The 14277-nt window shown below is 38.3% G+C and carries 10 protein-coding genes; 8 read left to right on the plus strand and 2 right to left on the minus strand.

Annotated features, from left to right (window positions below; translation table 11 throughout):
- Nucleotides 1-9: 9 nt before the first annotated feature.
- Nucleotides 10-1215, minus strand: a complete 1206-nt coding sequence (locus I6E80_RS04735; protein ID WP_024598141.1) for an aspartate aminotransferase family protein — start codon at nucleotides 1213-1215, stop codon at nucleotides 10-12.
- A 195-nt stretch (nucleotides 1216-1410) separates the two neighbouring features.
- Here I6E80_RS04735 and I6E80_RS04740 point away from each other — a divergent pair, with 195 nt between their 5' ends.
- The 3 genes from I6E80_RS04740 to I6E80_RS04750 all read left to right on the plus strand — a co-directional run bounded on the left by I6E80_RS04740 (nucleotide 1411) and on the right by I6E80_RS04750 (nucleotide 3762).
- Nucleotides 1411-1839, plus strand: a complete 429-nt coding sequence (locus I6E80_RS04740) for an Lrp/AsnC family transcriptional regulator (RefSeq protein WP_024598140.1) — start codon at nucleotides 1411-1413, stop codon at nucleotides 1837-1839.
- Between the two features lie 277 nt (nucleotides 1840-2116).
- On the plus strand, nucleotides 2117-2491 hold the full coding sequence (locus I6E80_RS04745; RefSeq protein WP_197184937.1) for a hypothetical protein: 375 nt from the start codon (nucleotides 2117-2119) through the stop codon (nucleotides 2489-2491).
- A 101-nt stretch (nucleotides 2492-2592) separates the two neighbouring features.
- Nucleotides 2593-3762: a cache domain-containing protein gene (locus tag I6E80_RS04750; protein WP_197184938.1), complete on the plus strand. Its 1170-nt coding sequence runs from the start codon at nucleotides 2593-2595 to the stop codon at nucleotides 3760-3762.
- Between the two features lie 59 nt (nucleotides 3763-3821).
- Here the strand turns inward: I6E80_RS04750 and I6E80_RS04755 are convergent, their stop codons facing one another.
- The gene (locus I6E80_RS04755) at nucleotides 3822-4754 is read right to left on the minus strand and encodes a hypothetical protein (RefSeq protein WP_197184939.1); all 933 of its coding nucleotides are present in this window, start codon (nucleotides 4752-4754) and stop codon (nucleotides 3822-3824) included.
- Between the two features lie 383 nt (nucleotides 4755-5137).
- Here I6E80_RS04755 and I6E80_RS04760 point away from each other — a divergent pair, with 383 nt between their 5' ends.
- Genes I6E80_RS04760 through I6E80_RS04780 form a run of 5 tightly spaced genes read left to right on the plus strand, consistent with a single transcriptional unit; the run spans nucleotide 5138 to nucleotide 14271 of the window.
- Nucleotides 5138-5440 (plus strand): isoamylase early set domain-containing protein, encoded by a 303-nt coding sequence (locus tag I6E80_RS04760; protein ID WP_007580752.1) that lies wholly within the window; start codon nucleotides 5138-5140, stop codon nucleotides 5438-5440.
- 9 nt (nucleotides 5441-5449) lie between these two features.
- The gene (gene malQ, locus I6E80_RS04765) at nucleotides 5450-7444 is read left to right on the plus strand and encodes a 4-alpha-glucanotransferase (RefSeq protein WP_197184940.1); all 1995 of its coding nucleotides are present in this window, start codon (nucleotides 5450-5452) and stop codon (nucleotides 7442-7444) included.
- On the plus strand, nucleotides 7445-9685 hold the full coding sequence (gene glgB / locus I6E80_RS04770) for a 1,4-alpha-glucan branching protein GlgB (protein WP_197184941.1): 2241 nt from the start codon (nucleotides 7445-7447) through the stop codon (nucleotides 9683-9685). It begins immediately after the preceding gene.
- Nucleotides 9678-11741 carry a glycogen debranching protein GlgX gene (glgX, locus tag I6E80_RS04775; RefSeq protein ID WP_197184942.1) on the plus strand — a complete coding sequence of 688 codons (2064 nt, stop codon included), beginning with the start codon at nucleotides 9678-9680 and terminating at the stop codon, nucleotides 11739-11741. Before glgB ends, glgX begins: the two co-directional genes overlap by 8 nt.
- Entirely contained in the window at nucleotides 11734-14271 is a 2538-nt protein-coding gene (locus tag I6E80_RS04780) for a glycogen/starch/alpha-glucan phosphorylase (RefSeq protein WP_197184943.1), read from the plus strand. The genes glgX and I6E80_RS04780 overlap by 8 nt, the downstream gene beginning before the upstream one ends.
- Nucleotides 14272-14277 lie beyond the last annotated feature (6 nt).

Here is a 14277-nt window from a genome sequence, read left to right on the forward strand (position 1 = left end):
TAAACTATATTAACCGTTTACTACATCGCTAACCGCTTTTTCAAAGCGCGCTAAGCCTTCTTTAATATCTTCAAACGGAATAACTAAAGACGGTGTAAAGCGAATTACATTCATGCCAGCTACAAGGTTCATTAAACCATTATTAGCACTCGCTACTAAAAAGTCGCGTGCACGGCCTTCAAATTTGTCATTTAATACTGCGCCAATTAATAAGCCTTTACCACGCACTTCACTAAACACGTTGTATTTTTCGTTAATTGCGTTTAATCCGTCACGGAATAATTGCTCGCGCTCTTTAACACCGTTTAGTACATCTGGTGTATTTACTGTATCAAATGCAGCTTCTGCAACAGCACATGCAAGTGGGTTACCACCGTAAGTAGAGCCATGCGTACCAATTTTTAAGTGCTCAGCAATGTGTGTGCGAGTGATCATAGCGCCAATAGGAAAACCACCGCCTAATGCTTTTGCCGTTGTTAAAATGTCAGGTACAACCTCTAAGCCTTCGTAAGCGTATAAATCGCCTGTGCGGCCAACACCTGTTTGCACTTCATCAAAAATAAGTAGCGCATTGTGTTTAGTACAAAGTTCACGTACTTTTTTAGCAAAACCATCTGTTGGTGAAATAATACCGCCTTCACCTTGCAATGGTTCCATCATAACTGCGCATGTTTTATCGCTGATCAGCGCTTCAAATGCAGCAATGTCATTAAAGTCACAATGTACTATGTCAGCAGGTTTTGGACCAAAGCCATCTGAGTAAGCGGCTTGTCCGCCAACGGTTACGGTGAAAAAAGTACGGCCGTGGAAACCTTTATTAAATGCAATTATTTGCGTTTTTTCAGCGCCGTAAACATCAAGTGCAAAACGACGGGCTAGCTTAAGCGCCGCTTCGTTTGCTTCTGCGCCTGAGTTTGCAAAGTAAACTTTATCAGCAAATGTGGCTTCAACCATTTTTTGAGCTAAACGAAGTGCTGGCTCATTAGTCATAACATTCGATAAATGCCAAATTTTTTCGCCTTGCTCTTTTAATGCTTTAACTAATGCAGGATGACAGTGACCCAAACAGTTAACGGCAATACCACCAGCAAAATCGATAAACTCGTTATTATTTTGATCCCACACGCGTGAGCCTTCACCGCGAACTGGGATAACAGCAGAAGGATTGTAGTTTGGTACCATTACGTCGTTAAATAAGTCTCTTGTTACTTGCATTTTGTACACCTAAATTGAAGGGCTTAGATAAAAGATTAGTTGCTAAATCAAAGAAGAATATAGCCTTTATTCTTCAGCAAACACGTTATTATTTCTTGTAGGGCGTCATTATCGAAGGTTAGCTGTTAAAATTGCAGTGCTATTTTGTGAAAAATGATTAAAATAAAAGTCAAAATGACGAAATAAATAACCATTATGATAACTCCACAAGATGAAAAGCTACTATCTGTATTAAAAACAAACGCAAGAGCCAGTATTTCAGACCTTGCTCGCATGCTTGATTTATCTCGTTCAACGGTACAAAGCCGTATGCTTAAATTAGAAGAAACGGGTGTAATTAAAGGGTATAGCGTAGATTATGGAGATGACTACCTCAGTAAAATGGTATCAGCTCATGTGTCTATTAAAGTTAAGCAAAAATTAACAACTAAAACAAATATTGAGCTTAAGCAAATTGATGCAATTTCGCAGCTCTATGCCATAAGTGGTGAGTTTGACTTAATTGCTGTGGTACAGGCTCAAAATTTAGAGCAATTAAGCCATTTACTTGACGATATAGGAAATCTTGATGGAGTAGAGCGCACAACATCATCGGTTATTTTAGAGACTAAATTTAAGCGCTAATCGCCATTTAAGCCCTGAGTTGTTTAATACTGTTTATATATTAGAAATGACTATAAACATTACTAAATAACGTGTAGTAAATAGTTTATAAATTCTTGATTTATTTATCTTGCATGCTAAAATTAAAAATAGTTGGTAATTGCGTTTTTAGTAATTACATAACAAGGATTTATTTGCTACTTACATGGATGTAGAGAGTCTCCCTCCCTCGTACTTATGTAAAAAATCGAACTATTTTATAAACAATGCAATACTACTTATTGTGTTAAGGGTAATTATGAAAACGGTTTTTACAGTGATATTATCAATCATACTTATAGGCTATTATTTAACTGCCAAAGCTAGTCATTTTTCGTCAAAGAAGAATACAGAAGTTAATACGTATAGTGATATCTATTTTAAACTCGAAACATCCTCAGTAAATATCAATGAAATAATTGCTGGCGCTACAGATTTTACTTTAACTATGTGCGCAGATAAAGCCTATCAGGAAGCTTTAGGTAATACTGTTGCTAGCTGCAATTCTCAATTTGAAGAATCTAAAAATGTTTGCTCAAAGCATATTATGAAGAATGCTAAGCAGCACTATACAGACAAAGCTACAGTAACACTGCTAACAGAACGGTTTATTAAGTGTGTAAGCGCTGCATAGCTAGGAAATTAGAGCTGTTACCTAATAATTACAGCAAATAATGCAGTTTTAATCTGTTTGGCTACACTTATTTTAATTTGTACATTATTTAGCAATGAATTATGCCTGCATATTTTTTTACCCTCTTATTGGGTTTAACTGAGCCTCTTCAGTTTGGAACAAACTTACCCACCACTGCACCTGATAATGCAGTCAACCAAGTTGAGTGTATTTTATTTGAAATGGGAGCCCCTTTTCAGCTACAAACCTTGCCATGGTTACGTGCACGTCGAGAAGTAAAGTTAGACCGCTTAGATGGTTATTTCACTACTCATTTAATGCCTGAAATGAAGGCCTATGGGCGCATATCATCCCCCATCTTTTTAGAAAGCTGGTACTGGTTTACTCATCCAGAGAGCATTAATAAACCAAAAAATAAAATGCGTTATGGTGCAGTAAGGGGGAGTTATCAGGCTAATTGGTTTAAAACTCAGAATATTATTGCTGAGGTAGAAGTAAATTCATTAGAAGAAATAGTAAATGTTATGCACCATAAGCGGATTGATAGAATTCTACTTGATTTAGACGATTTTGAATTAGCAGCCTCAAAGCTAGGCATTAATGAAGATGAGTATCAAAGAGAATTTTTTAGGTATGTACCTTTGGGATTATTTGCTTCGCATTCACTTATTAAACGCTTCCCTAAATTTATGCAGCAGTTTGATGAAAATATAAATACTTGCGCGCAGGCTCCATTTTCACTATCAAAAAGTGAAGAAAAGCAAATACTTGATAGATTGTCCAGTAGTGCTAAAACCTTACTAAACTTACCTAGTTTAGTAGAACAAGTTCAAATAAGTAATGAGTCTCCCTTAAGTGAATCTGAAATTAAAAGACTAGACCAGCTATGGATAAAAGAAAGTAAACAAGTAAAGCACCCTGATGGATTAGCTATGCTTAATTTACCGTTATCTAAAGTATTTAAAAAATGGCAATCTCAATTCAAAGGTGTTGTTACTGAGCTAATATTGACTGATAACCAAGGAAAAAACATCGCTATTAGTAAGCTAACCAGTGACTACTGGCAAGGAGATGAAAATAAGTTTACTAAAACATTTAAACAGTCAAAAGATTTTAACTTTGATAGCGTCACATATGATGCATCAACACATCATTTTCAAGTTCAGCTAAGTTTTCCTGTTTTAGATGATAATAATAGCCATATTGGAGTGTTGATTTTAGGTGTTGATGTAGAAAAAGCACTTCATTCGTCAAACGCAAAGAGTAATTAACTCATTACCTTTCAAATAAGTTAGCTAAGCTTTAATGCTTTAGCTTAGCTAACTAGATGCTATGGAAGTGTTTTTTCTGAAATAGGTTTTTTTCTTATAACTTCTTTTTTGGCTTTATCAAGCTTTATAAAATAAGCATTACCGCCTATGCCTTTAAACTCTTCATCTGTAAATACAATTGTGTTGTCATCAAAAAAGGTGACTGCTTCTTTTTGAGTAACAATCCCTAAGTCTATTTTTGATACATCACCAGAGAAAAATTTATCACCTTCAAAGTTTTCAAATAACCAAAGACTGGTTGAATCAAGTAAGACTAATTTTTTACGATCAGGGCTAAGCGCTGCAGAGGTTATCCAGCATAGTTTTTCAAGCGTGGTACATGTTTTAAAAGAGTCGATTAACTCAGCCTTAAAATTAGCCGCATGATCGCCTACTTTATACACTTTAGTGATACCATCAAAAGGTTCAGTACGGTTTTTAGTAAATAAATATAAATGACGACCTAGTGCTACAAATGCCTCTAAATCAAAATTACGGTTATTAGGTTTTATTGGACTGCCATCCATTTCAGGGTAGGTAAACTTAATTATTTCGGCTTGGGTTGTATCTGTTTTTATATCTATCGGGTTTTCGATTTTATAAATAGTGAGCCATCTACGGTCGTTTTTGTTATTGCCAAAATCACCTAAAAAAAAGTGCCCAAATTTATTTTGGGTCATATCTTCCCAGTCAATGTTTTTAGCGTTTTCAACTAGTATTTCTTTGGCGATAGATCCATCTTGATTAAGGCGGTAAAGCTTGGGTTCATTGCCTCCGTCGTTTATCGCCCATAAACGTTTTTGTTTATCAAATTCAATACCTGAGATTTCTTTTAATTTAGGATCAACTGAGATTTCTTTTTTACTATAAAGGGTATAGATTGAAGAACCAACAAGTGTGGCTATTATTAAAAAGGCGATTGCTATAGTTATTAAAATGCTTTTTTTCAACATGAAAATTATGATATTTCAGAGTATTAAGATGCTGTGTATTATCACTGATGAAAGTACATAACAAAAGGGTTTTATAAATTTAGGCAATACTTTTGGATTATTTCACGTTAAATTCAGTTAAATAAATAATATGTGATGTACGCTTAGTTGGTTCAAATATTGCTCTGTACTAATGAGCTTTTTAAAAAAGATTGTTTATATACTAACCGCACTTTTTAGGTGCAGAAAAAATGAATTGTTGCACTGTAATAATGCGTAAATAAAGTTTTGGTTAACTTAAAACGTGTTTAATGATTTTGAATGGAATCCACATCGCCTTTTTGTTTAGTTGTATGGCCTGTGGCAAAGATTAAGTACCCTTTTTGGTTTAGTTGGAGCCTGCTATGTTGAATAAACGTTTTTTTAAAACAAAAGATGAAGCTGAAGTAACCTTTGAATTCTCTCATCCTGAGGCTGAAGAAGTTTGCTTACTAGGTGAATTTAATGATTGGCAACCTGTGCCAATGAAGCTTAATAAAAAACAAGGTGTGTTTAAATTTAAGCAACGCTTACCTATCGATCAACAATTTCACTTTCGTTATTTAATAAATGGAGACATTTGGGATAACGACCACCAGGCTGATGGTTATATTGGCAATACATTTGGCACAGAAAACAGCATAGTAAATACTCAACGCATTAATTAAGGCGATTCAATGGATGCTCTTTCGCAGTTGTTTTATCTGCATGGTATTGGCTTTGAATTCACTAAGTATACAGGTGAACAAGTGTTTTTTAGTGAAGACACGCGTAAACGTGCTTTGCAATGTTGTGGTGTTGATACAAATAACGAAGCTGAAATAACTCAACTAACTTATGATTTAGATGCATCGCTTTGGCTGGATTTAGTACCCAGTGTGAGCTTAGTTGAGCAAAAAACATGTGTTTTAAAGCTTCGTATAGATGAACGTCAGCAGTATTTAGCCGCTAATATTAATGTTCCTTCTCTTGGGATGAATATAGTTCTTGAGAACCTTTATAATTTGGCGGTTACAGGTGAATATTATTTACATGGCGTTCGCTATATTGAGCTTGCACTGCCTTTAGAAACGATGCCAATAGGTTACCATGAAGCACAGGTTCAAGTAGGTGAACAGCATGCAATTACGCAACTTTGGTATGTACCTGAGCAAGTTTACCAAGTTGAAGACAAAAAGCGCACTGGGTTATCTATTCAGCTTTACACATTAAAAAATAAAGCTCATTTAGGTATTGGCGACTTTGACGATTTACTAACGCTTACAAAATTATGCAGCTCGCAAAATATGGATTACATATTACTTAATCCACTGCATTTGTTATTTGCTGATATGCCAGAGCGAGCCAGCCCTTATAGCCCTAATAGCCGGGCTTTATTAAACCCTCTTTATATTTCTATAGTATTAAGCGAAGACGCACAAAATAACGCAGTTTTACATGATCTCATGCAACGAGACGATGTAATCACACTTATAAAAAGTAATGATCAATTTATAGATTATGAAAATGTAAGCCGTATAAAGTATGCGTTATTTGAAGCGCTTTATAATCAGTTTGAATTAACGGCAAGTGATGAGCGTCGCCGTGCATTTACAGATTTTTGTGATACTCATTCAACTACGTTAAAGACCCTCGAATCAGATAACTTAACATTTGATTATTACTTGCAGTGGCAAGCGCATATGCAATTGGCATTGTGTCAAAAAAGTTGTGCAGAGCTAGGTATGGCAATTGGCTTAATTAACGACTTAGCCGTTGGCTGTGCGGGTGATGGGGGTGAATTTAAAAATCAAAAGCCACTGTTTAGCCAAGGTGCAAGTGTAGGTGCTCCACCTGATCCATGGGCCGAAGCTGGCCAAAATTGGGGGCTTCCAGCACTAAATCCTCGAAGTCTTAGTAATAATCACTACCAATATTATCGCTCGCTCATTCGCGCAAATATGCAAAATGTAGGTGGACTTAGAATTGACCACGTAATGGCTATTAGGCGCTTATGGTGGTGCTTTGAAAATAATGGCGAACAAGGTGGCTGTTATGTTTACTACCCGTTTGAGCACTTACTCGCCATTTTAAAAATTGAATCACATATTAATCAGAGTATTGTTATTGGAGAAGATTTAGGCGTTGTGCCGCCAGAGGTAAGGCAGGCTCTAGCTTCAAGCGGTATATTTTCTAACAGCTTATTTTATTTTGAAAAACAACACAGTGGAGAGTTTTTAGCGACAGATGAGCTAGCAGCACAGTGTTTGTTAATGATAGCCAATCATGATGTACCGCCTTTTACAGGTTGGTGGCAGCATGCTGATTTAAATATTAAGCAACAATACAAGCTTATAACTTGCAGTGAATACGAGCAATTAAAGCAACAACGAATAGAAGAGCAGCATAGGATACTACGATTTATTAATCGCCATACCAATACAACCGAGCTTTTATTAGATAGTAATTCAGTCGAAGTATATAACGCACTAGCATTGTGTTTGGCAGGTTCTCAATCGCGTCTATTTGCAATTCAAATAGACGATTTAGATGAGCAGAAATACCCGGTTAATATCCCCGGGACAGATAAAGAATATCCTAATTGGCGACGTGTATTAACGCATACCAGTGAAGAAATATTTACTAAAAATGGCTCACTTTTAGCTGCTATCGATTCAATAAGGAAAAGTTAAATGAGCAGTACAATTAATAAAAAATCGTCAGCACAGGACAGCTCAGTAGATGAAAATAGCTATGATGCACAAGTACATGCATTAAATACAGGACGATTTAAAGACCCATTTAGCTTTTTAGGGGCACATAAAACAGATGCCGAAGTTGAAATCCGTCTTTACTTACCTTGTGCAATAAACGTAAGTGTTACATTAAATAATAAAAGCATTGAGGCGCAGCGCTACCAACAAAGTGACTTATTTATAGCTAAAGTTGATGCTCTACCCACCGCGCCTTATCAATGCATTGCTAAGTACACAAATAGCAGCATTACCTTTTATGATGAATATAGTTTTGAAAGCACACTTGATGCAGAGGCAATGTATTTATTTAACGAAGGCAGCCTTGAACATGCTTACTCTCATTTTGGTGCACATTTTAGTACTCAACAAAACGTAGAGGGTGTGCGCTTTTGTGTATGGGCACCCAATGCAGCAAGTGTTTCTATTATTGGTGAGTTTAATTTTTGGCAAGCTAATCGCCACTTTATGCGTTTTCATCCTGCAAGTGGTGTATGGGAGTTATTTGTACCGGGTCTTAAAGCCGACATGTGCTACAAATTTGCAATTACCGCGCAAAGTGGAGAAGTACTCGAAAAAGCCGACCCCTATGCCTTTAAAATGCAACAAGCACCTGATACTGCAAGTGTTCTGCAGTATAAACCGGAACCTATAAAGCTTGGCGAAAAGGCACTTCAAAACAGGCAAAAACGCAATCATATTGATGCGCCAATTAGTATTTATGAAGTGCATTTAGGCTCATGGCAACGCGCTGAAAACAACCGTTATTTAAGTTACACAGAGCTTGCTGACAAACTCGTTAGCTACGCCCTTGAAATGAATTTTACTCACTTACAACTTATGCCAATAAGTGAATACCCGTTTGATGGTTCGTGGGGGTATCAGCCTGTTGGTTTATTTGCTCCTACTAGCCGTTTTGGCGACTACAACAGCTTTAAATACTTTGTAGAGCAGTGCCATAAAGCGAATTTGGGTATTTTACTTGATTGGGTACCAGGTCATTTTCCTAGTGATCCGCATGGTTTGCACCGATTTGATGGCACTCATTTATATGAGCATGCCGATAAGCGCCAAGGTTTTCATCCTGATTGGAATACCTACATTTATAACTACGACCGCCCTGAAGTTAAAAGCTTTTTGATTTCAAATGCTATGTATTGGTTACATCAATTTGGATTAGATGGTCTGCGTGTAGATGCCGTAGCCTCTATGTTGTATTTAGATTACAGCCGAAAAGAAGGCGAGTGGGTTGCCAATTGTTATGGCGGGCGCGAAAACTTAGGTGCAATTGAGTGTCTAAAGCAAGTCAATATGCGCAGTTATAAAAACAACCCCGGCATTATGATGGTGGCTGAGGAGTCAACAGCGTGGCCGGGTGTCACCCAAAGTGTTGAGCACAACGGTTTAGGCTTTGGCTATAAGTGGAATATGGGTTGGATGAACGATAGTTTGCATTACATGCAGCACGACCCTCTTTATCGTCAGCATCATCATCACGAAATGACTTTTTCGATGGTATACGCTTTTAGCGAAAACTATATATTGCCATTAAGCCACGATGAAGTAGTACACGGTAAAGGCTCGTTAATTGAAAAAATGCCAGGCGATGATTGGCAGAAATTTGCAAATTTACGCGCTTACTACGCATTTATGTGGGCACACCCGGGTAAAAAACTCTTGTTTATGGGCGGTGAAATTGCTCAGAGAAAAGAGTGGGGGCACGATCATTCTATCGATTGGCATTTACTTGAGCACCAAAGTCATAACGGTATAAAGCAGACCGTAAAAGCGCTAAATACCGTTTATAAAAACCAACCCGCGTTGTATGAGTTAGATTCGAGTGCGGCTGGCTTTACCTGGATAGATAACAATAATAATCAGCAGAGTATTTTAAGTTTTGTCCGCTATGCTAAAAACGCAAAAGACTTTGTGGTTGTTATTGCTAATTTTACCCCCGCGTCATATGAAAACTATGCTATTGGCGTACCGAGTAAAGGGCGTTACAAGGTTATCTTAAATACAGACAATACTCAGTTTTTTGGCTCTGGCGTTGAGGTAACTAAAGATTCATCGCAGATAGTTCACGCTACAAATGAATCAAATCATGGCTTTAAACACAGTATTTCAATTGCCATTGGTGGCTTAACAACTATTTACTTACAAAAGGTTGATGATGAGTAACCGATTTGATGTAGCCCCCGGTAATGTAGAACCGCTAGGCTCTAGTGTTATCAATAATGGAGTTAACTTCGCGCTTTATGCGCCAGGTGCAAGCCAAGCTTATGTGTGTTTGTTTGATAAAAGTGGCCATTCAGAAATCCTAAAAATGGCGATGAATATTAACGAAGGTGGCATTTGGAGTATTCATATTTCGCCATTAAACGCCGGCGCACTTTATGGTTTTAGAGTCGAGGGTGAATATAACCCTAAAAATGGCCAACTGTTTAACGAAAATAAGCTACTTATAGATCCATATGCAAAGGACTTGTTTGGTGAGTTCACATGGAGTGAACGCCATTATGGGCAAATGCCAATTGGTACTAAAAGCACCGTAAATAATGCGATTGATATACCTAAATCAAAAGTAGCTGCTCCTACGTTGTACGCGCATAAAAAGCCAAACCACCTTTGGTCAAACACGGTTATTTACGAGTGCCATGTTAAGGGAACAACGTGTCGTCATCCTAAAATACCTAAATCTCTACAAGGGAAGTTTTTAGGGTTAAGCCACCCAAGCTTTATTGAGCACTTACAAAGCTTTGGCGTTACAGCAGTTGAGCTTTTACCTGTTCATTCTTTTATTAGTGAGCAATTTTTAACAGGAAAAGGGCTGCAAAACTATTGGGGTTATAACACGCTTAACTTTTTTACCCCCCATAAAGACTATTTGGTAAACGACGATATAAACGAGTTTAAGCAAATGGTGCGCGAGCTTCATGCTGCCGACATAGAAGTTATTTTAGACGTTGTTTATAACCATACAGCAGAGGCAGGGGCCGATGGCCCAATATTATCGCTAAGAGGCTTTGATAACTTAGCGTATTACCGCACAGTAGAGGGTCAGCCTAATGTATATATAAACGATACCGGCTGTGGAAATACTATAAATATTGATCACCCTAAAACACTACAACTTGTTCTTGATAGCCTTCGTTATTGGGTTGAGGTAATGGGGGTTGATGGTTTTAGGTTTGATTTAGCGACGATTTTAGGGCGCTCAAAAGCAGGCTTTAGCTCTGCACATACTTTTTTACAAGTGGTAGCTCAAGACCCTGTGCTTAATAAGGTTAAGTTAATAAGTGAGCCTTGGGATATAGGTCCTGGTGGCTATCAGTTGGGTGCATTTCCGCCGCCATGGCGAGAATGGAACGATCAATACCGCGATGTAATTAGACGTTTTTGGCAAAGTGAAATGGGCATTATTGCCAACGTTGCAAAACGTTTGCATGGATCGTTTGATATTTTTGAGCACAGCCAGCGTGGACCACTTAATAGCATTAACTTTATAACGAGTCATGATGGTTTCACGCTTGCCGATTTAGTGAGTTATGAGGAAAAGCATAACGAAGCTAATGGTGAGCAAAGCAGAGATGGACACAGCGCAAATCATTCGTTCAACTGTGGAGTAGAAGGCTTTACCAGTGACTCAAAAATAAACGCACTGCGTTTGCAACAACAAAAGAACTTTTTACTTACTTTAATACTCTCAAAAGGTGTTCCCATGATTGCCGCTGGCAGCGAAATGGCGCACTCTCAAGGGGGTAATAACAATGCTTATTGCCAAAATAATCGCACTAGCTGGCTTGCCTGGAAAGATTCTCAACTTAATCATTCGCTAACACGATTTATTGATGATGCTTTAAAAATTAGACGCGCGCACAGTGCGTTCAAACACAGTGTATTTTTAGATGATATAGACGAGCGTTTTACCGTTAAGTGGTTTACCGAACAAGGTAAAACCATGACCGACGCTCATTGGCATGAAGATACCAGACAGTTTTTAATGTATAGCTTACTTGATAAGCAAAACAATCATGCATTACTGATGGTATTTAATGCCAGTAAAAAAACAGTTTTTTGCCAAATGCCGCCTTCGCCTATTAATGCGCCGTGGCAAATGGTTTTATCAAGTGTAAATAATGCATCTGTGAGTAGTAATGAAGATGCGATGGTTGAAATTTCAGCACAAAGTAGTTGGGTTTTTAGTGCTAATTTAGAGGATGTAAGTCATGGCTAAACAAAGTGAACAAGTGTGTGTAGTAAAGGGCTGGCAAGAAGGTCCTGTTATAGATGAAAGTACGCTTAAAGATGACTTAACACGGCATTTTTATTATACCCTAGGTCGCGATAAGGTCGGCGAATCAAGACTGTATTTATACCATGCTTTAGCGCTGACTATTCGCGACAGGCTTGTTGCCCGCTGCAGAGAAACGAATCAACAAATTAAGCAAGAGAAACGCCGCAAAACGGCTTACCTTTCTCTTGAATTTTTAATGGGACGTGCGCTGGGTAATGCAATACTAAACCTAGATTTAGACGACCAAGTTGCTGCTGCATTACAAGAATACTGCACAACAGTAGAAACGCTTGAAGATGCCGAGCACGACGCAGGCCTAGGTAATGGTGGTTTAGGCCGCCTAGCTGCTTGTTTTTTAGATAGCTGTGCAAGTCTTGCGTTACCGGTAATTGGTTATGGTCTTCGTTACGAATACGGCATGTTTAACCAATCCATTAAAGATGGCAACCAAATTGAGCAACCAGATAACTGGCTGCGCGAAGGGCACCCATGGGAGCTAAGCGCGCCAGAGCATGCAAAACGTGTGAAATTTGGCGGTTATGTGCAAAGTTACACAGATAAATTTGGCCGAGAGCATCGCCAATGGATGAGTTCACAAGATGTATTAGCTGTACCTTACGATGTCCCTGTCCCAGGTTATAAAAACAATATTGTAAATACGCTACGCTTATGGAAATCAGAAGCGACAGATGAATTTAATTTGACCGAATTTAATGCAGGCAGTTACTCAGAAGCCGTCGCACAAAAAAACCTAGCTGAACAAATTACCATGGTGCTGTATCCAAACGACAGCAGCGAAAATGGTAAAGAGCTTAGATTGCGCCAACAATACTTTTTATCATCTGCGAGTATTCAAGACGTAGTTGATCAGTGGGTTTCCCAACATGGCGAGAGCTTTAGCGACTTTGCTGACTTTCATGTTTTTCAGTTAAACGACACGCACCCAAGTATTGCTGTTGCAGAGCTGATGCGTATTTTAATTGATGATTACGAACTTGATTGGAACGATGCGTGGCAAATCACCACCAAAACGATGGCCTACACAAATCATACGCTACTTCCTGAAGCGCTTGAAAAGTGGTCTGTTTCGTTGTTTTCAAAATTATTACCACGCATTTTAGAAATAGTTTACGAGATAAACGCACGCTTTTTAGCACAAGTTGCACAGCAATGGCCGGGTGATGTTAATAAACAGCGTGCATTGTCGTTGATTGAAGAGGGCGATGAGCCGCAAATTCGTATGGCTTACTTAGCCATTGTAGGTAGTTACTCTGTAAATGGCGTGGCAGCACTGCATACCGAACTGTTAAAAGCGGGCCTATTTAAAGAGTTTTACGCGCTGTGGCCTGATAAGTTTAATAACAAAACAAATGGTGTTACACCAAGACGTTGGCTTGCACATTGTAATCCTGTTTTAAGTAAATTAATCAGCGAAAAAATTGGTCATGACTGGGTTAAGAACTTTTCAACAATTAGCGACCTACGTCGTTTTTACGATGACAAATCATTTCATGGGCAATGGCAAAATGCTAAACGCGAAAACAAACAGCGTTTAGTTGATTTAGTTAAAGCGCGCTGCGATGTTGATTTTGACGTATCGATGATGTTTGACGTACAAGTAAAGCGTATTCATGAATACAAACGTCAGCTATTAAACATACTTCATGTGATTCATTTATATGACCGTATTCGCCGTGGTGATACCCAAGGGCTTGTTCCTCGCTGTGTTTTATTAGGTGGTAAAGCGGCACCGGGTTATTACATGGCTAAAAAAATTATTAAGCTTATTAATAACGTGGCAGAGGTTATAAATAAAGATCCGTTAGCAGCCCCGTATTTACGCGTCGCCTTTTTACCTAATTACAACGTAACCGCTATGGAAGTTATTTGCCCTGCAACCGATTTGTCAGAGCAAGTATCTACTGCAGGCAAAGAAGCGTCGGGTACTGGCAACATGAAGTTTATGATGAATGGTGCATTGACGATAGGCACGCTCGATGGTGCAAACATTGAAATTAGAGATGCCGTTGGTGCAGACAACTTCTTTTTGTTTGGGGCACAAGCGCATCAAATTGATGATATTAAATCGCGTTACAATCCTGAGCACTTAATCGCACAAAATAGCGATTTAAATAATGTAATGCACTTACTCGAAAGCGGCCATTTTAACTTGTTTGAACCATGCTTATTTGACGATATAACAAATGCAATTAAGAGCCCGCACGATCCATGGCTTGTTGCGCACGATTTTGAAAGTTATGTAGCAGCTCAAAAAGAAGTTGATAAAGCTTACGCAGATCAAACCTACTGGACACAAATGAGTATTTTAAATACGGCAGCCAGTGGAATGTTTTCAAGTGATAGAACCATAAGCCAATACAGTGAAGACATTTGGCATTTAGAACCCCTCAATATTAGTGAAACAGACTTAACGACAACTAAAAGCCATGCCACTAACAGCCTAGACTAAATGGAG

Source organism: Pseudoalteromonas sp. NSLLW218 (genome assembly GCF_015864775.1).
Lineage (GTDB): Bacteria > Pseudomonadota > Gammaproteobacteria > Enterobacterales > Alteromonadaceae > Pseudoalteromonas.

Bases quoted from the DNA above. Each gene is read 5' to 3' on its own strand.
- I6E80_RS04755 (WP_197184939.1), bottom strand. From the start codon at position 4,754: ATGTTGAAAAAAAGCATTTTAATAACTATAGCAATCGCCTTTTTAATA.
- I6E80_RS04735 (WP_024598141.1), bottom strand. From the start codon at position 1,215: ATGCAAGTAACAAGAGACTTATTTAACGACGTAATGGTACCAAACTAC.
- I6E80_RS04780 (WP_197184943.1), top strand. From the start codon at position 11,734: ATGGCTAAACAAAGTGAACAAGTGTGTGTAGTAAAGGGCTGGCAAGAA.
- I6E80_RS04745 (WP_197184937.1), top strand. From the start codon at position 2,117: ATGAAAACGGTTTTTACAGTGATATTATCAATCATACTTATAGGCTAT.
- I6E80_RS04750 (WP_197184938.1), top strand. From the start codon at position 2,593: ATGCCTGCATATTTTTTTACCCTCTTATTGGGTTTAACTGAGCCTCTT.
- glgX (WP_197184942.1), top strand. From the start codon at position 9,678: ATGAGTAACCGATTTGATGTAGCCCCCGGTAATGTAGAACCGCTAGGC.
- I6E80_RS04740 (WP_024598140.1), top strand. From the start codon at position 1,411: ATGATAACTCCACAAGATGAAAAGCTACTATCTGTATTAAAAACAAAC.
- I6E80_RS04760 (WP_007580752.1), top strand. From the start codon at position 5,138: ATGTTGAATAAACGTTTTTTTAAAACAAAAGATGAAGCTGAAGTAACC.
- glgB (WP_197184941.1), top strand. From the start codon at position 7,445: ATGAGCAGTACAATTAATAAAAAATCGTCAGCACAGGACAGCTCAGTA.
- malQ (WP_197184940.1), top strand. From the start codon at position 5,450: ATGGATGCTCTTTCGCAGTTGTTTTATCTGCATGGTATTGGCTTTGAA.